Annotated in this window: 16 protein-coding genes; 3 read left to right on the forward strand and 13 right to left on the reverse strand. The window is 62.5% G+C overall.

Annotation, left to right across the window (positions count from 1 at the left end):
• From NLN62_RS35235 to NLN62_RS35255, 5 genes are all read right to left on the reverse strand, one after another.
• A complete protein-coding gene (locus NLN62_RS35235; protein WP_254111826.1) occupies positions 1-1,617 on the reverse strand; it encodes an ABC transporter ATP-binding protein in 1,617 nt (538 codons plus the stop codon).
• Between the two features lies 1 nt (position 1,618).
• The gene (locus NLN62_RS35240; RefSeq protein WP_254111827.1) at positions 1,619-2,458 is read right to left on the reverse strand and encodes an ABC transporter permease; all 840 of its coding nucleotides are present in this window, start codon (positions 2,456-2,458) and stop codon (positions 1,619-1,621) included.
• The gene (locus NLN62_RS35245; protein ID WP_254111828.1) at positions 2,455-3,426 is read right to left on the reverse strand and encodes an ABC transporter permease; all 972 of its coding nucleotides are present in this window, start codon (positions 3,424-3,426) and stop codon (positions 2,455-2,457) included. Before NLN62_RS35245 ends, NLN62_RS35240 begins: the two co-directional genes overlap by 4 nt.
• Positions 3,427-3,498: 72 nt before the next feature.
• Positions 3,499-5,049, reverse strand: coding sequence for an ABC transporter substrate-binding protein (locus tag NLN62_RS35250; RefSeq protein ID WP_254111829.1), 1,551 nt, complete (start codon positions 5,047-5,049; stop codon positions 3,499-3,501).
• A gap of 61 nt (positions 5,050-5,110) precedes the next feature.
• A complete protein-coding gene (locus NLN62_RS35255) occupies positions 5,111-5,884 on the reverse strand; it encodes a class II aldolase/adducin family protein (RefSeq protein ID WP_254111830.1) in 774 nt (257 codons plus the stop codon).
• 152 nt (positions 5,885-6,036) lie between these two features.
• On the opposite strand from NLN62_RS35255, the gene NLN62_RS35260 reads away from it, so the two are divergent.
• Both NLN62_RS35260 and NLN62_RS35265 read left to right on the forward strand, forming a co-directional pair.
• A complete protein-coding gene (locus NLN62_RS35260) occupies positions 6,037-6,732 on the forward strand; it encodes a GntR family transcriptional regulator (RefSeq protein ID WP_254111831.1) in 696 nt (231 codons plus the stop codon).
• A 67-nt stretch (positions 6,733-6,799) separates the two neighbouring features.
• A complete protein-coding gene (locus tag NLN62_RS35265; protein WP_254111832.1) occupies positions 6,800-7,828 on the forward strand; it encodes a histone deacetylase family protein in 1,029 nt (342 codons plus the stop codon).
• 533 nt (positions 7,829-8,361) lie between these two features.
• On the opposite strand, the gene NLN62_RS35270 is transcribed toward NLN62_RS35265, so the two are convergent.
• From NLN62_RS35270 to NLN62_RS35300, 7 genes are all read right to left on the reverse strand, one after another.
• A complete protein-coding gene (locus NLN62_RS35270) occupies positions 8,362-9,024 on the reverse strand; it encodes an amino acid ABC transporter permease (protein WP_254111833.1) in 663 nt (220 codons plus the stop codon).
• Positions 9,021-9,683, reverse strand: a complete 663-nt coding sequence (locus tag NLN62_RS35275) for an amino acid ABC transporter permease (protein WP_254111834.1) — start codon at positions 9,681-9,683, stop codon at positions 9,021-9,023. The genes NLN62_RS35270 and NLN62_RS35275 overlap by 4 nt, the downstream gene beginning before the upstream one ends.
• Positions 9,684-9,737: 54 nt before the next feature.
• Positions 9,738-10,613, reverse strand: a complete 876-nt coding sequence (locus tag NLN62_RS35280) for a transporter substrate-binding domain-containing protein (RefSeq protein ID WP_254111835.1) — start codon at positions 10,611-10,613, stop codon at positions 9,738-9,740.
• Between the two features lie 44 nt (positions 10,614-10,657).
• Positions 10,658-11,407 (reverse strand): amino acid ABC transporter ATP-binding protein, encoded by a 750-nt coding sequence (locus NLN62_RS35285; RefSeq protein WP_254111836.1) that lies wholly within the window; start codon positions 11,405-11,407, stop codon positions 10,658-10,660.
• A 19-nt stretch (positions 11,408-11,426) separates the two neighbouring features.
• Complete coding sequence (locus tag NLN62_RS35290; RefSeq protein ID WP_254111837.1) at positions 11,427-12,443, reverse strand: glutamate cyclase domain-containing protein; 1,017 nt, start codon at positions 12,441-12,443, stop codon at positions 11,427-11,429.
• Positions 12,440-13,747 carry an aminotransferase class I/II-fold pyridoxal phosphate-dependent enzyme gene (locus NLN62_RS35295; RefSeq protein WP_254111838.1) on the reverse strand — a complete coding sequence of 436 codons (1,308 nt, stop codon included), beginning with the start codon at positions 13,745-13,747 and terminating at the stop codon, positions 12,440-12,442. Before NLN62_RS35295 ends, NLN62_RS35290 begins: the two co-directional genes overlap by 4 nt.
• 206 nt (positions 13,748-13,953) lie before the next feature.
• Complete coding sequence (locus NLN62_RS35300) at positions 13,954-15,222, reverse strand: glutamate cyclase domain-containing protein (protein ID WP_254111839.1); 1,269 nt, start codon at positions 15,220-15,222, stop codon at positions 13,954-13,956.
• A gap of 91 nt (positions 15,223-15,313) precedes the next feature.
• Here NLN62_RS35300 and NLN62_RS35305 point away from each other — a divergent pair, with 91 nt between their 5' ends.
• Positions 15,314-15,547, forward strand: a complete 234-nt coding sequence (locus NLN62_RS35305; RefSeq protein ID WP_254111840.1) for a helix-turn-helix transcriptional regulator — start codon at positions 15,314-15,316, stop codon at positions 15,545-15,547.
• A gap of 12 nt (positions 15,548-15,559) precedes the next feature.
• Here NLN62_RS35305 and NLN62_RS35310 read toward each other — a convergent pair.
• A protein-coding gene (locus NLN62_RS35310) for an IS630 family transposase (RefSeq protein WP_254109869.1) occupies positions 15,560-16,502 on the reverse strand; the annotation gives its coding sequence in 2 pieces (ribosomal slippage) (positions 15,560-16,165 and positions 16,167-16,502; 942 coding nt in all).
• Positions 16,503-16,609 lie beyond the last annotated feature (107 nt).

Consider the following 16,609-nt stretch of genomic DNA (forward strand, 5'->3'; position numbering starts at 1 on the left):
TCAGGCCGCCTGCGAGGAGGAGATCTGGCCGGGCACGGCGGCGAGCAGCTCGCGTGTGTAGGGATGCTCGGGCGCTGAGAACAGCGCGGCCGTTGACTTCAGCTCGACGATGGCGCCGCGCTGCATCACCGCGATGCGGTCGCAGATCTGAGCGGCAACGCGCAGATCGTGCGTGATGAACAGCATCGACAAGCCGAGCCGCGCCTTCAGGTCCTCCAGCAAATTGAGCACCTGCGCCTGCACGGACACGTCGAGCGCGGACACGGCTTCGTCCGCGACGATGATCTCGGGCTCTAGCGCCAGCGCCCGCGCGATGCCGATGCGCTGGCGCTGGCCGCCGGAGAATTCGTGCGGGTAGCGTTCCAGCGCGCTGGCATTGAGCCCGACGAGACCGAGCAGCTCACCGGCGCGCTTGTGGGCCACCGCGGGCGCGGTGCCATGCGCGATTGGTCCATCGGCGATGATGTTACCCACCTTGCGGCGCGGGTTGAGCGAGGCGAACGGATCCTGGAAGATCATTTGGATGCGGCTGCGCTCCTTGCGTAGCTCCCGGCCGGCGATACGGGAAAAGTGAACCTCACCCAGACGGACCGTGCCCTGGTCAGGCTCGATCAGTCGCATCACCAGCCGTGCCACCGACGATTTTCCTGAGCCGGACTCGCCGACCAGACCGAGCGTCTCGCCCTTGAGGATGTCGAAATTGACCTCATTGGCGGCGCGGACGCGGCGCTCCGGCTGGAACCAGCCGCCGCCGCTGACATAGGTCTTGTTGAGACCGACGACCTCGACCGCCTTGGCGCGATCAGCGAGCGGCGCGCGCTGTGGCGGCTGCATCGAGGGGACGGCGGCGAGCAGGGCGCGGGTATAGGCATGCTGGGGACGCAGCAGCACATCATCGGCTGCGCCTTGTTCGACCACCTTGCCGTGCTGGAGCACGATGACGCCGTCGGCAATATCTGCGACGACGCCGAAATCATGGGTGATGAACATCACGGCCATGTTGCGACTGCGCTGCAAATCGCGGATCAATTTCAGGATCTGTGCCTGCGTGGTGACGTCGAGCGCGGTCGTCGGCTCGTCCGCGACCAGCACGGCCGGCTCAAGCGCCAGCGCCATCGCGATCATCGCGCGCTGACGCTGGCCGCCTGAGAGCTGATGCGGATAGGCGCGCATCGATCTTTCGGGATCTGGCAGGCCGACCTCGCGCAGCAACTGCAGCGCCTTCTGCTTGCGCTCCTTCGGCGTCAACAGATTGTGTGCCTCGTACATCTCGGCGATCTGATCGCCGATCCGCATCAGCGGGTTGAGCGCGGTCATCGGCTCCTGGAACACCATCGCGATATGGCGGCCGCGCAGCGCCAGCCAGCCGGTCTCGTCGAGGGTGAGCAGGTTCTGGCCGTCATAGACGATCTCGCCGGCCTCGCGGCCGATCGTATTGGGCAAAAGGCCCATCAGCGCATGCGCGCACATCGATTTGCCGGAGCCGGATTCGCCGACCACGCAGAGGATTTTTCCGGGCGCCAGATCGAACGAGACATCGTCGACGGCGTAGGGGCGGTCGGCGCCCGGCGGCAGCGCCAGCTTGAGGTTCTTGATCGAAACGGCTGGGCTCGCCATGTCAGCGCCCCTCCTTGCTGAGGCGCGGATTGAGCGCGTCGTTGAGGCCTTCGCCGATCAGGTTCAGCGCCAGCACCGAGAGCAGGATCGCAATGCCGGGAAAAAGCGTGATCCACCAGGCCTGCCGGATCACGGTGCGGCCGGCGCCGACCATGTAGCCCCAGGACATCAGATTGGGATCGCCGAGGCCGAGGAACGAGAGCGAGGATTCCAGAAGGATCGCGGTCGCGACCATCAGCGAGGCCAGCACGATCACCGGCGACAATGCGTTGGGCAAAATCTCGCGCCAGATGATCCAGCTGTGGCTCTGTCCGGTGACGATTGCCGCCTGGACATATTCGCGGGTGCGCAGCGACAGCACCTCGCCGCGGACGAGCCGCGCCACCGGAGGCCAGCTCACGATCGCAATCGCCAGTACGATGGAAACGATCGATGGCTGCAGGATCGCGACAAGCACGATCGCGAGCGCGAAGCTCGGCACGGTCTGGAAAAATTCCGTGAAGCGCATCAACGCGTCACCGATCTTGCCGCCGAAATAGCCGGCGACCGCGCCGACGGGAATCCCGACCGCAAGCGCCGCCATGGTCGAGACCAGGCCGACCAGCAGCGAGACGCGGGCGCCATGGATGATGCCGGCGAGCACGTCGCGGCCGAGCGCATCGGTGCCGAGCGGCAGGCCGGAGACCGTGAACGGCGGCATGAACGGCCGCTGGACCATGCGCCAGGGCGAAGTCGGGAACAGCAGCGGGCCGAAGACCGCGATTGCGATCGCGATGACGAGGATGACGAGACCGATCACGCCGCCGGGATTTCGCAGCATGGTGCGCCAGAACTTGCTCATGACGCGAACTCGATGCGCGGATCGACCGAGCGGTAGATCAGGTCGGTGATCAGGTTGAAGGCCAGCACCATCGCCGAACAGACGACGAAGACGCCGAGCAGGAGATTGTAGTCGCGCTGCAGAAGCGCCTCATACATCAGCCGGCCGATGCCGGGCCAGGCGAACACGGTTTCAGTGAGCACGGCGCCGCCGACCAGCGTGCCGGCCTGCAGGCCCGCCAGCGTCACCACCGGCAAGAGCGCGTTGCGCAGCACGTGCCGGCGCTGGATCACGGCATCGCGCAGGCCCTTGGCGCGCGCGGTCTTGACGAAATCATGCCGCTTCACCTCGAGCATCGAGGCGCGGGTCATGCGAGCATAGGTCGCCATGAAGAAGAGACCGATCGTCGTCGCTGGCAGGATCAGATGCGCGCCGACGTCCAGCACATGCGCAAGGCCGGTGTAGTTGGCGCCGACGGTCTCGTAGCCAAAGCTCGGCAGCCAATCCATCGCGACGGAGAACAAGAGGATCGCCATCAACGCCACCCAGAACAGTGGTGTCGCATAGAAGATCAGCGCCAATATCGTGATCGCGGTGTCGGCCCAGGTGCCGGCAAAGCGCGCGGCGAGCGTGCCGAAGATCACGCCGAACAGAAGTGAGATCACGAACGCGGTGCCGGTCAGCAGTAGCGTTGCCGGCAGCCGCTCACCGATCAGCTTGGCCACCGGCATCTGCTGGCGGAACGAGAAGCCCAGATCGAGCGTCACGATGCCCTTGACGTAGCGATAGAGCTGCACCGGCAGTGGCTGGTCGAGGCCGAACTTTTCGCGCAGCTGCTCGACGAAGATCTTGTCGCTGGCGCCGGCCTCGCCCGCCATCACCACTGCCGGATCGCCCGGCGCCATCCGGATCAGCATGAAGTTGAGCACGACGATCGCGAGCAGGACGACGACGGCCTTTGCAAGTCTCTGGGCAATGAATACGAGCATCGGTGATTTCGGCGTTCGAGAACAAACAGGACGCCGCCGCGGCGCTCGCGCGCCGCGGCGTCGTGATGAGGTTTACTTGTCGAGCCAGGCGTCGCGGAAGCCGTCGTTGACGCCGATCGCCGTGGTGATGAGGTTTTTGACGTTGCAATGCGTGATCGTCGGGAACTGCAGCTCAAGTTGCCAGGCCACTGGCACGTCGTCGGTCAGGATCTTCTGTGCCTTGGCGTAGTAGTCCTCGCGCTTGGCTTCGGGGAACGCGGTGGCGCCTTCGGCGAACAATTGGTCGATCTCGGGGTTGGAATAGCCCTCGACATTGTTGAACTGAAAGCCCTTGACGATCTGGCTGGAAACGTAGTTGCGGCCGACGCCGAGCGCGGGATCGCCATATTGATAGAGATAGGTGAAGGCGATATCGTAGTCCCAGTCGGCGACCTTCTGATTCCAGCCGGATACGTCGGTTGCGATCATCTCGACATTGACGCCGACGTCCTGCAGGTTCTGCTTCACCGCTTCCGCCCAGCGCTGCCAGGTTTCGCCGTAAGGCAGCGGCAGCAGGCGAACCTTCTCGCCGTTGTAGCCGGCTTCCTTCAGGAGCGCCTTGGCCTTGGCGGGGTCGTAATCGTACTTGGTCACCTTGTCGGTGTAATACTTGATCGAGGAGGCGGACGGGCCGGTCGCCACCTTGCTGAGGCCATTCCAGATCACGTCCTTCGCAAAGTTGCGGTCGATCGCGTACATCAGCGCCTGGCGGAACTTCTTGTTCGCGGTCGGGCCCTGACGGTTGTTCAGCCACAGCCAGGAATGCGGGCTGAAGAATTCCCAGCCGGCGCCGGTGACGCAGACGTTTTTGAGTTTCGATAGGCGTGGCACATCGAAGTTCTCAACCGAGCCACCCGGCAGCACGTCGACCTTGCCGGTCTCGAACGCGACTGCGCGCGCGGCTGCGTCGGGAATCACGTGCCAATAGATCTCGTCGATATTGGGTTTGCCTTTGATGTAATAGTTCGGGTTCTTGACCAGGCGGATGAACGAGCCCTTCTGCCATTCCTTGAACATGAAGGGGCCGGTGCCGATGGGCGTGTTGTTGGCCGGGTTGGTCTTGAAGTCGGTGCCTTCATAGATATGTTTGGGGATCATCGGCAGCGAGCCGACTTCGAAGATGCCGAGGAACGGGCCGAACGGCTGCTTCAGCGTGAACACCACCGTGGAGTCGTCCGGCGTCTCGACCTTGTCGAGCTGGGCGAGATTGCTGCGGGCGCGGGCGTGGGTCTGCTTCAGGAACTCGATCGAGAAGGCGACGTCGGCCGATGTGAACGGCTTGCCGTCATGCCAGGTGACGCCCTTGCGAAGCTTGAAGGTGTAGGTCTTGCCGTCCTCGCTTGTGCTCCAGCTTTCGGCCAGTGCCGGCAGCGGCTCGAGCTTGGGGCTATAGCGCAACAGGCCTTCATAGATGTTGCCGGCGACCATCTGGGTTGGGCCGTTCTGCACCAGGCCAACCATCAGGCCCGGCGGCTCCGGCTGGATCACGGCGTTGATGACGCCGCCGGCTTTGGGTTCTTGCGCAAATGCCGCCGTGCTCAACGCACTCGCCATCAGCAGACCCAGCATTACTCGCTTCAACATGTTGAATCTCTCTTCTGGTTGGATTCACCCGGGCTGCGGCTCCGGGACAATGAACGGACGACTAGTTGGCGAAATCCGGATCGGTGCGCGCGAGCATGCGTTTGAAGGCGGCCCATTCGGCGTCGGGCACGCCGTTGGTTTCGATGGCGGTGTAGGCGGTTTCGTATTGGCCGGCGGTCTTGCGCGCGACCGCGTCGGAGAGCGGCGCGACCTCGGCGCCGGCGGCCTGGATCGCAAGCTGCGCGCGGCAAGAGCGCTCCAGATTGTGCATCAGCTTGAACGCCTCGGACACCGAGCGTCCGCAGGTCAGCATGCCGTGATTGCGCAGGATCATCGTGTACTTGTCGCCGAGATCGGCGACCAGGCGTTCCCGCTCGTCGAGGTCCAGCGCGATGCCTTCATAGTCGTGATAGGCAAGGCAGCCGGTGAACTGCATCGACCATTGATTGAGCGGTAGCAGGCCCTGTTTCTGACAGGACACTGCGACACCGGCAACCGTATGGGTATGCAGCACGCAGACGACGTCCGGGCGGGCTGCATGCACCGCGCTGTGGATGGTGAAGCCGGCCGGGTTGATACCGAGCCCGAGCGGATCGTCGATGATGTTGCCGTCGAGATCGACGGTAACAAGGTTCGACGCCGTCACCTCCTCGAAGCGCATGCCGTAGGGGTTGATCAGGAAACGGTCATGACGGCCGGGCAGCCGCACCGAGATGTGGGTGTAGATGCTGTCATCGAGTCCGAGCCGGTGGATCAGCCGGTAGGCCGCGGCGAGGTCGATGCGGAAAGGTTCGTTCTGGTCCTTCACGGCCTCCGGCCGCACATGCGTCGTCATCGTTGCTGCTAGTCCCTGTCAGTGGGGTGTCCTCTTAGCAATACCCGCGCCATGAAACTGTCGACAATCGACGAATTGATCAAGTCTAAACTGTCGACAATCGGCGATTAATTAATATACAAGGGCTGAAACGGACCCTTTTGATGCGCACAATGTCCCCTCCGGTCGGATTGCCAGCCCTCGCCGAGACGGATCTGGTCGGCCAGGTCGCCCGTCTCTTGACCCAAGCCATTGTTCAGGGGCGCCTTCCGCCGGGTTCCAAGCTCGTCGAAGCGGGTGTTGCGCGGGAGCTCGGGGTCAGCCGGGCGCCGGTCCGCGAGGCGGCGCGGCTATTGGAACGGCAGGGCCTATTGGTGGCCAATCCGCGCCGCGGCTTCTTTGTTCGGCAATTCGCGCTCGACGACATCGACGAGATCTATGACCTTCGGCTGTGCGTCGAGCGCCACGCCGCGGTCCTCGCGGCGCGCAATCTCACGCCCGAAACGCGTGACGCGCTGCGGCGGCAGATCGATGTGCTGCATGAGATGGCCGATCTCGATGATCAAGCGCGGCAAGTCGAGGAGGACTACCGCTTTCACCGCCTGATCTGCGAGATTGCCGGCAACACGCGCGTGCTGCGGCTGTTCGACGACCTCGCCTCGGAACTGCGCATGGTGATCGGGTTGATCGGCCGACTGTACGATGATCCACACGAGATCGCGCGCACGCATGAGCCGATACTGGCCGCAATCGAAGCTGGCGACCCCGAGCGCATCATCGCGCATATCGACCACCACATCGGGCATGCCTGGCGCGAAGTCGGCAAGCTGTTGCGCGACATTCCGCACTCGCCGGTCGGAGCGAAGTAACAATGCGAGCTCTCTAGCGCCGGCGCCCGGCGCGATTGTTTCACCTATTCAACGAAGGGAATATTCAGTGAAGGCCGTTCACACCGAACTGCATCGGAGCCACGATCCGCAATTCTTTCTGGTGCGCGGGGTAGCCAAGCGTACGACCGAGCAGCCCGAGCGGGCCGACCGGCTGCTCGCCGGCCTGAGGGCGGGCAAGCACACGCTGGTTGAGCCGACCGTGTTCGGACAGGGGCCCCGCACGCGCGTCCACAGCCCTGAATATCTCAGCTTCCTGGCAGAAGCCTGGGAAGCGTGGTCCGCGCTCGGCGACGCCGGCCCGGAGATGATCGCGAATATGCACCCCGTGCGCAACGCCGGGACCTATCCGACCCACATCGTCGGCAAGCTGGGCTGGCACACGATCGACACCTCCTGTCCGATCGGTCCCGGCACTTGGGCGGCCGCTTGTGCCGCGACCGACGTCGCAACCACCGCGGCGCAGATGGTGTTGGATGGTGAGGACGCGGCTTACGCGCTGTGCCGTCCGCCGGGGCATCACGCCTATCGCGATCTCGCGAGCGGCTTCTGCTTCCTGAACAACAGCGCGATCGCGGCTGCCCATCTCCGCCAGAAGCATGAGCGCGTCGCGATCCTTGATGTCGACGTGCATCACGGCAACGGCACGCAAGGCATCTTCTATGAACGACCTGATGTTCTTACGGTTTCGATCCATGCCGATCCGACCTTCTTCAATCCTTTCGTCTGGGGATACGCCCATGAGCGCGGTGCTGGCCCGGGGCTCGGCGCCAACCTCAACATTCCCTTGCCGAAGGCGACGGGTGACGATGGCTACCTGCAGGCGCTCGCGATTGCAGAAAAAACCATTCGCGCGTTCGCGCCGGGTGCGCTCGTGGTTGCACTTGGACTGGATGCGTCGGAACACGATCCGCTCGCCGGCCTTGCCGTAACGACCGATGGCTTTCGTCGCATCGGTGGGGCAATCGCACGGCTCGCCCTGCCAACTGTCTTCGTGCAGGAAGGCGGATACCTCTCCGATATCCTCGGCGCCAATCTGACGGCCGTGCTCGGCGGGTTCGAAGCCGCGCGCAACTAGCCGCCATCTACCAAGTTTACGCTTGTGCTTGTTCTGGAGAGGATGCAGCTTTTGAACGAAAATCTAAAACAGTCAGATGCCTTCGTTCAAGCCGGTCACGTGCAATTCGGCGCGAGCTTTCCCGACCTCAACATTCTGCCCGCGGTTTCCGTTGGGTCGGCACGATCCGAAGGCTTGCACCGGGAGATCAGGAAAAGTCTATGGTCAGCAAGCGTGGGCGGTCGATCTGCTGAGCGATCCAGGTGGTTAGGGCAGGGGAGTTGTGCGCGACTTAAGGCAGCAATGCTCGTCGCGATCCCAGATCTCCGTCGATGTCACTGCACTAGCAGTGAGGACGGAAAATGGCGTCGGGAGTGATGCGCTTCCCGCTACCGCAGGTGTGAGTTTGTGCGCCGGACTACGATGTTCTGCGATCCGACGCGGTTGACATCGGCCTTCGCATTTCAAGCTCGCAGAGCCACGCCTTCTTCAACAGGGACGACAAACGCGCAGCTATTTGATTGCCAATGCTCGCGACAAGGTCGGCCCATTGCTCAATGCCGAAGGCGGCGTTCGATTGTGTTAGCCAGCGCAGTCAACGAATAGCAGATCACAAAGAACACGCCCAGTACGCCCAGGTAGATTTCGATGGCGTGTGACACTCCGCCCCCAACATACGCAAGTCTTTCGATCATTTGACGCGCCGATCCCAGGAGGTCGGAGACGCCGACAACGGAAGTCAGCGCGCTCGCTTGGACGAGAACGGTGAGCTGCCCGACATAGGGCGGTAATGCGCGCCGAAACGCTTGCGGCAGAATAACGAACACGAGAGCTTCCGTTGCGGTCAAGCCAAGCGCTCGAGCGCCCTGCTCTTGGCGGTGTGGAATGGAACTCAAGGCGCCACGAAAAACCTCACCGATGTTCGATCCGCCCCAAAGTCCCAGCCCAATGACGGCGGCCGTGAGTGGCCCCGTCCGAAGGCCGATTTGTGGGAGCGCGAAGAAAACGAAGAGGAGGATCATCAGTGACGGAACGCCGCGGAACACATCGACGTAAATTCGTCCGATCAGGCGCGCGATAGTGAGCGTGCTCTGCGACAGAGCCGCGATCAAAAGGCCAAGAATCGTCGCCAACACGACCGTGAGCAGCGAGATCCACAACGTGATGAGAAGACCCTGACCAAGATAGGCAGCGACGGGCCAAACCCAATTGTTCATTTAACAACTCCCAGTCCAGGAATCGCTAGCTTGCGTTCGAACGCGCGCGATGCCGCACTGAGGATGCTGCACACGAGCAGATACATGAGACAAGCGATGCCGAACGTCTCGAACACCTTGAAGGTATCGGACACGATCCGGTTGGCGACATAGGTCAATTCCTGGTAGCCGACGACAATCATGAAGGATGACGACCTGAACTGCGTAATCGCCGTGGTCGTTGCTCCCGTGATTGCGATGCGCAGCGCGAGCGGCAGCGTAACGTCAAGAAAGGCTTGGAACGCCGGCAGACCGAGAGCGCGGGCCGCTGTCACTTCGCCTTTCGGCACAGCGTCGAAGGCTGCTCGGAAAACTTCCGTTTGATAAGCGCCGCCCCACAATCCAAGCGCGAGCCAGGAGGTCTGGAATGGCGTCAGACTGATGCCGATATCTGGTAGCGCGTAGAACAAGAGAAAGATCTGCACAAGGAGCGGCGTGCAGCGGAATGCATTCACGAATCCCACGATCACCAGGCTGACCACGGGGATTCGTGCATAGCGTATTGCCCCCAGCACGACTCCTATGCCGATACCGAGCGCTATGCCGATCGCGCTGATGAGGAGGCTGTTGCCGAGCCCTATCAGTAGCGCCGTCACCTCTGTCGTGAGATCGCCTTGCATGATAGCCGTCTCCGCACAATCGCGTGGGGCGCCATAGCGCCCCACGCGCCACCATCAGGACTTGCACTCGAGGGGATCGACGCCGGCATAGTCGAGCTTGACTTTCGGTCCCGGGACGACATTGCGATACTTCGCGACCATGGTCGGATCATTCACTTCGGCGGCGAAGGCCTTGTAGAAGGCGTCCTCTTCGCGCATCTTGGCGATCACGGCATTGATCCAGGCAAGCATCGCCGCATTGCCCTTCTTCACCCCGATACCCTGGATCGCGGGCGAAGCGAGCTCGCCAACGACTTTGAAGTTCTTGTTGTTCTGCACAAAATTGTAGTCGTAAACGTCGATGTAAGCGAAGGCGTCACTTCGCCCCTGCACCAACATCGTTGAGGCGTCGGCCGGGCTTTGCGCAGTAATTAGGTTCGCCTTTGGTTGGCACTTCTGGAGCCAGGTCTGATAGGTGCTTCCCGTCACTGTTACGACCGTGTGCCCAGTGAGGTCGGCATAGTTGTTGATCGGAGAATCCTTCTTCACGACGAGCTGAAGATTGCTCAACCAGATCGGATCCGAGAAGTCGACCTGCTCGGCGCGCGCCGGCGTTCGGGCGAGCGAGGCCAGCACGAGGTCGACCTTGCCGGATTGCAGAAATGGAATGCGGTTGCTGTCGTTCACGCATTGTGTCTGGAGACCGGCTTCAGTGCCAAAGGCAAATGCGGCGATGCGCTTGACAAGCCCATACTCAAAACCGGCTGGCTTTCCATCGAGGCCGACATAGCCCGCAGGCGGATACTGGCAATTGATGCCGATCGTCAGGACCTTTGGCGTGGCAAGGTCTGCTGGCAGCGGCACGTCGACCTTCGACTGCGCCATGGCCGGTAAGCCAAGTACGGAAAATAACAGGCCCGCGATCGCAGCCAAACATTTCAGCATCTTCATGTTTCCCTCTCTCTTTGGTCCCTTTGAGTTGCGCGAAAAACGGGTCAGGTGTCGGTATGCGACAGGAACTGGCGCGTGCGGTCGTGACTTGGTCGATCGAGGACGTCGGCCGGGTGTCCCTTCTCGACAACCACGCCATCAGCCATGAACACCAGCGTGTCACCAACTTCGCGCGCAAAGTTCATTTCGTGCGTCACAACAAGCATGGTCATGCCGGAACGAGCGAGGTCCTTCATGACGTTCAAGACCTCGCGCACGAGCTGAGGGTCGAGAGCCGATGTGACCTCGTCGAACAGCATCACGTGGGGACGCATCATCAGGGCCCGAGCGATCGCGACGCGCTGCTGCTGGCCGCCTGAAAGCTGGTCCGGATAGCTGCCGGCCTTGTCCGCCAGGTCGACCTTCGCGAGCAGGTCCCGGGCTCGCGCTTCCGATTCCGCAATCGGCTCCTTTAAGACGCGTCGCGGGACCAAGGTGAGGTTTTTCAGGACGGTGAGGTGCGGAAACAGGTTGTAGTGCTGGAACACCATCCCGACGCGCTGGCGGACCTTGTTCACGTCCTGCTTGCCAGAGAGCAGGTTCTCGCCCTCCAGCACGATCTCTCCGCCAGCAACCGACTGAAGCATGTTGACCGTCCGCAGCAGCGAGCTCTTGCCGCTGCCGCTCGGGCCGATGATGACGACGACTTCACCTTGCCGGACGGACAGGTCGACACCCTTCAGGACTTCATTTGACCCGTACGAAACTCGAATGCCGCGCAAATCGAGGAAGGGTAAGGTTGGTCCAGTTGACATTGCGTGCCCTTCTCGGCTGTCAGCGAAACGCTGGCCGAACGATCGCCGAGATCAGATCGGCCATCGCGACATGCGTCTGGAGAGGAATCCCATCAACGTCAGCGTCGACGACGTTGCCGACCGAGTTGATCAAGCCGATATCGACACCGCGGCGCAGCAACTGCTCTTCCATTTTGGGTGCATGGAGAAGATCGGGCCGCTTCAGGCGTGCCGCGAGGGCCCCCAGGATGGCGTAGCAGCCCCAGTTCGAGCAGGCGGCGGTGACGAGCACATCGGTACCGGTCACGGCTCCGATGCCGGCGCCGCCTTCGGGCCGCGTGTCGCCGAACTTCACGTGGCGCCGCACCGCGTCAGCGACCACACCCATGCCGATCTCGTTGCCCCCGTCACCCACGCAGACGCTCGGAATCCCGCGCGCAAGCGCTTCATCGAACAGGTAGTCGATCCGCGCACGCCCCATGCCGTAGTCGATGCCGCGCATCGAACAGTAGATGCCGTCGGCGTTACGGCCGACCCGCTCCGTCGAGAAAACCAGGGCAGGCTTCAGCTCGTCGAGCAAGACGGCGGAGGCAGTCTTCGCCTCGGCGTCCGTCACCGGAAAGGAGCGCGTGCTGGCGACGGCGAGGCTTCCATCGTCGCTCGCGATCCGCGCCTGATCGTAGGGCAACACCGAAAGGCCGGCGCTGGTCAGGATCTTGGCAGTGCCATCGAGCAAGGTCTCCTCCGCGAGGACGACGCAAGTCACACGCTTGGATAAGGCAAGAGCCCTCACGATGGCGGCTGCGCCGGCCGGACCATCGTTCTCACCGATGGTCGGCGAGATCCAGGCACGCGAAACGGAGCCCGTGGTCACCAGCACGGTCGCACCCGCAGGAATCGCAGCGAGCGCCTCGGCGGCGCCGCCGCACAGGGAACCGCCTTGGCGTGCGCGCGCTGCCGCGTAAAGATGCTCGACACCTCGACCGCCGAGATCGAGATTAACCAGCCGGTCGAGCCGGTCATCCATGCCTGCGAAGGTCGTGTTGACGGCGCTCATGCCTGATCTCCCAGAATGAGCCGCGAGATCGTGGTAACTTCGTCGATCCGTGCGGCCAGGTGATTGAGTGCAGCGTCGACGGCGGCGACGACGGCGTCCTGGCCTCCAACTCGCTCGATCGCATCGAGCGTCGGTTTCAGGCGCAGTGACACGCGTGCCCCGGGCTGGCCATGGGTGTTGACTGTGAGGATCCCAGCGTCGCGCAAGAGGACCATTCCGAGCGCAGAGGAGACCTCGCAGGGGACGAGCCCAAAGTGTTCTGCGGAACGGCCGGCGCGCCGCAGGACAAGGGCGAGCAGGTCCTGCTCGTCGACCATGGGTCCGAGATCGCTGACCGACACGATGTCGCGGCCGAGCTTCTCGGCAAGCGCGACCGCGAGTGCCTGTCCGGACCGTGCTTCCTCCCGCAGATCCTCAGGTCGAAAGCTCTGGAGGGACCGCATGGCGCCAGCGGCGATCGGCGCGCGGGCCTCCATCCCGAATTCAGCACCTTTCGCCGACGCAGCCGTGACGAGATTGGCGCGGCCGGCAAGCACGCCCGCGCGCGGTCCGGCGAGACCCGCCTTGTCGCAGTTGGTGATCGCGAGGTCGGCGCCGAGGGCGAGGCCGGGCTTGCCGCCGTGGAGCACGGGACGCAGTCGGGCGCCATAGGCATCGTCCACGAGCACGATGGCGCCGGCCGCGTGGGTGGCCTCGACGACGGCGGAAGTTATGGCATCATCGAGCAGTTCGAGAGCGCTTGTCACGGTGGTGACGACAACGAGCTGGGGCATCGCCTTGGCCAGAGCTGCCCGCCAGTCGCGGTCGCCTCCGATTTCGACCAGTTCCACCCGAGCGATGGCGCAGCCTCGGATCACCGACGCGTGCGACCGCCCGCCAGGGGGGACGACTGAAATGACCGGGCTGCCACCAGCAAGAGCGGCGATGGTGGCAATGATTCCCGCGCTGGTGCGGTTGAATACGGCGACACCATCCTCGCTCTTGCCTCCAAGGTGGGCAATCGCGACTTCGCGGAGATCATTGGCGAAGAGTCCCGGGCCGACCCATTCCTCGCACAGTGTTGCGAGATCCGCAGGCTTGAGCGGAAAGTCTCGCTGATTTCCGGTGAACACACCGATGGAACGCGGGCCGAGCTTGCGGACACGATCCGCCGCTACAGCTTGGCCCTGACGAAGGCGGCGCGCTTCGTCGATACTGGATCGGATGATGGTGCCGCGCGCAAAGCCGACGACCGGGTCGATAATGTTGCCAAAACGGTCTGTGGGCTTCGGGGACTTCGATTTCGACTCGGTGGCGGCTGTCATGAGCTTCTCCTAGAACCAGCGTGACTTGGCGGCGCAGACAACCAGGAAGCCGAGGCGACAGGCGACGCGGGATGAAATCGGCATTCGTGTCAACGTTCGGCAAAAGCTCCTCGCCGCGCGAATACGCCAGGCGAGGCACTCTCGGTGCTTGCCGCCCGGGACAAGACCAATGAAGTCGGGTCCGACTGCTGGGTCGTAGCTCGGCGTCACGGCTTCATCTCCCGAGACAGCAGACGCGACGATGAGGCGCGGTCATGTTCGGTCATTGAGCTTCCGACGATGCCTTCGAGCAGGCTGACAAAGCCCCGATGACCGCTCTCAGGGACACCATCGACGCGGAGTTCGGCACTTGCCGTCGCGCCATCACGGGCGCCTGCGCCAACACAGGCTTTGATCAACTTCCCTTCGAGAGTATCGCCGTGAAGCAGATCAGGACTGCCAAGACCGACGGCGAGTCCAGCGCAAACGGCGTAGGCGCCCCAGTTCGAAATTGCCGCGCTGACAATGATGTCAGTCTCAGCAGTCGTGACTACGAAACCGTTGGGATGGAACGCGGCAAGCGCTGTCCGCACCGCGCCGAAGCCCACTTCGTTTCCGCCGTCGCCAATCCCTATGGTCAAACGCTTCGCCGCGCGGCCAGCTTCTGCGAGCAGATGGAGATGCGCCATCGTGCCGGCGGGGCGGCGATCGCCCCGGACGCCGTGGAAATGGCCATCCGGGTTGGGGCCGTCGAGTTCGACGAAGACAATCGCCGACGGTTGGTACCGCGCGAGCAGCGCTTCGACAGCTTTGGGTCCATGCTTGGGATGAGGCGGGATTGTCTCCACATTGATCGGCCTTGCCGTTGAGGATCCAACAAGCGCGGCGCAGGCTTCCACCGGCTTGGAATGTGCCTCTTCCGAGACGATCGTGACCTGGGCACCAAGACCGAGGGCCATAGCCCGGGCAAGGACAGCGGCGCCTGGCGGTCCGTCGGTCTCGCCCTGCGGCAGTTTAGGTGGAACGCCGGCACCGGTCGCGACGATGACGTGGTCTCCGTAAGCGACGCGCGACATGAGAGTCCTGGCGGCCAACGTGGACAACGGCTCGCCATGATGGCGACGGCAGATCTCGTACATCGGAACGACGAGACCTGGTGGAAGCCCGCCCGAGAGGGGACGGGCTTCGATCGTCATCAGCCGATCGAACCGCTCACCCGCCATGGCCAAAAGAGGGTCCGGACCTGCGGAGTCTTCGGTTAGGAGCATGGCCATGGTGACCTCGTGGTTTATCTCGCGGCTCACACCGTGACGGTCACGCTCTTGCGATAGGTGTAGCACGCAAGAAGAAATGACAGCGAACGATTGGGAGAGTTCGTCGCCAATAATCGGGTCAATCGAGAAGTTGGCTTCAAGGGCCGTCGCGACGGCCTGCTTGGCCGCGCGGACAGCATCCTCATTGGTTCTCAGCGGTTCGGTGAGTGGATCAATCGGCATTTCGTTCTCCTCTGTGCTGGAGAACTTTTCTCATGGTCGAGATGAAATGTCAGTTGATCTGACAAATTAAGCTTAATAGAGTCTTGAGGACATGATCTCGGTAGAACAGATTCGCGCAGCCCGCAGCTGGTTAGGGATTTCGCAGCAGGAGCTTGCGGACGCTGCCGGCGTGGAGGTGAAGACCATTCACCGGATTGAGACGGGCTTTCGCGGAGCTACGGATCGAACTCTGGAAAAGATTCGACGGGCCTTCGAGGGGAAAGGCATCGAGTTCATTTTCGATGGAAGCAAACCCGTTGGCCTCCGAACGCGGAGCGCGCGCTAGAGCATGATGTTTTTATACGGAAACATATCCTGAATTTTTGAGATAGTTGGCGCACTCCTCCTTGGAGAAGACGTCGAGGAGTTCGCCGACCTTGCGCCAAGTCGCTTCGACGTCACGCGTCTGCGCGGCTCGCATCAGGTGTTTGAGCTTGGCGAAAACCTGCTCGATCGGATTGAGGTCGGGGCTGTAGGGCGGCAGGAAGAGCAGATGGGCTCCTGTGGCGCGGATGGCGTTGCGCGCCGCCTTGCCCTTGTGACTGCCGAGATTGTCAAGGATGACGAGTTCACCTTTTGCAAGGGTCGGCGCCAGTACCTGCTCGATATAAAGGGTGAAGAGCTCGCCGTTGATGGGACCGTCGATGACCCATGGGGCGCTGATCCGGTCGTGGCGGAGCGCCGCGATGAAAGTCATGGTCTTCCAGTGGCCGAAAGGCGCAGACGCCTGGAGACGTTGCCCGCTCGGCCCCCAGCCTCGCAGCGGCGCCATGTTGGTTTTGATCCAGGTCTCGTCGATAAAGACCAGGCGCGAAGCGTCGATCCTGCCCTGATGGGTCTTCCAGCGCGTCCGTTTACGGGCGATATCGGGACGATCTTGTTCGGCCGGCAGGATCGTTTTTTTTGAAGCTCAGCCCTTCGGCATGGACGAACGTCCACACCGCCCGCACGTCTGTCTTGATCCCCCGCGCAGCCAGTTCCTGCGTCAGCTTCCGCAAAGTGAATGGTCCGGAGCGAATGCGTTTGCGTAGCCAGTCGGCGTTGGTGCCGGACAGAACCGGCTTCTTGTGACCACCGATCTTGCCGGGCGAAACGCCTCCGGTCTCCCGCCGCAGATTCTTCCACTTCGTCACACAGGAAGGACTGATCTGAAGCGCTTCTGCAATCGAACGAACCGTCTCGCCCGCATCAGCCCTCGCCAGCGCGAGTTCTCGAAGGTCTTCCGAATAGGGTCGCGTCATCCATGCTGGCCCCCGTTCCCAGCATAGAGTTTGAATCAGAAATTGTCCCCTCTGGGAATCCCGATTCCGGCAAAAAACAACATGCTCTAGCACACACCTCGACGGAC

The organism is Bradyrhizobium sp. CCGUVB23 (assembly GCF_024199885.1).
Lineage (GTDB): Bacteria > Pseudomonadota > Alphaproteobacteria > Rhizobiales > Xanthobacteraceae > Bradyrhizobium.

What these genes read in the sequence shown, in the direction of transcription:
- NLN62_RS35235 (WP_254111826.1), bottom strand. Translation starts at nt 1,617, where the DNA reads ATGGCGAGCCCAGCCGTTTCGATCAAGAACCTCAAGCTGGCGCTGCCG.
- NLN62_RS35240 (WP_254111827.1), bottom strand. Translation starts at nt 2,458, where the DNA reads ATGAGCAAGTTCTGGCGCACCATGCTGCGAAATCCCGGCGGCGTGATC.
- NLN62_RS35245 (WP_254111828.1), bottom strand. Translation starts at nt 3,426, where the DNA reads ATGCTCGTATTCATTGCCCAGAGACTTGCAAAGGCCGTCGTCGTCCTG.
- NLN62_RS35250 (WP_254111829.1), bottom strand. Translation starts at nt 5,049, where the DNA reads ATGTTGAAGCGAGTAATGCTGGGTCTGCTGATGGCGAGTGCGTTGAGC.
- NLN62_RS35255 (WP_254111830.1), bottom strand. Translation starts at nt 5,884, where the DNA reads ATGACGACGCATGTGCGGCCGGAGGCCGTGAAGGACCAGAACGAACCT.
- NLN62_RS35260 (WP_254111831.1), top strand. Translation starts at nt 6,037, where the DNA reads ATGTCCCCTCCGGTCGGATTGCCAGCCCTCGCCGAGACGGATCTGGTC.
- NLN62_RS35270 (WP_254111833.1), bottom strand. Translation starts at nt 9,024, where the DNA reads ATGAACAATTGGGTTTGGCCCGTCGCTGCCTATCTTGGTCAGGGTCTT.
- NLN62_RS35275 (WP_254111834.1), bottom strand. Translation starts at nt 9,683, where the DNA reads ATGCAAGGCGATCTCACGACAGAGGTGACGGCGCTACTGATAGGGCTC.
- NLN62_RS35280 (WP_254111835.1), bottom strand. Translation starts at nt 10,613, where the DNA reads ATGAAGATGCTGAAATGTTTGGCTGCGATCGCGGGCCTGTTATTTTCC.
- NLN62_RS35285 (WP_254111836.1), bottom strand. Translation starts at nt 11,407, where the DNA reads ATGTCAACTGGACCAACCTTACCCTTCCTCGATTTGCGCGGCATTCGA.
- NLN62_RS35290 (WP_254111837.1), bottom strand. Translation starts at nt 12,443, where the DNA reads ATGAGCGCCGTCAACACGACCTTCGCAGGCATGGATGACCGGCTCGAC.
- NLN62_RS35295 (WP_254111838.1), bottom strand. Translation starts at nt 13,747, where the DNA reads ATGACAGCCGCCACCGAGTCGAAATCGAAGTCCCCGAAGCCCACAGAC.
- NLN62_RS35300 (WP_254111839.1), bottom strand. Translation starts at nt 15,222, where the DNA reads ATGCCGATTGATCCACTCACCGAACCGCTGAGAACCAATGAGGATGCT.
- NLN62_RS35305 (WP_254111840.1), top strand. Translation starts at nt 15,314, where the DNA reads ATGATCTCGGTAGAACAGATTCGCGCAGCCCGCAGCTGGTTAGGGATT.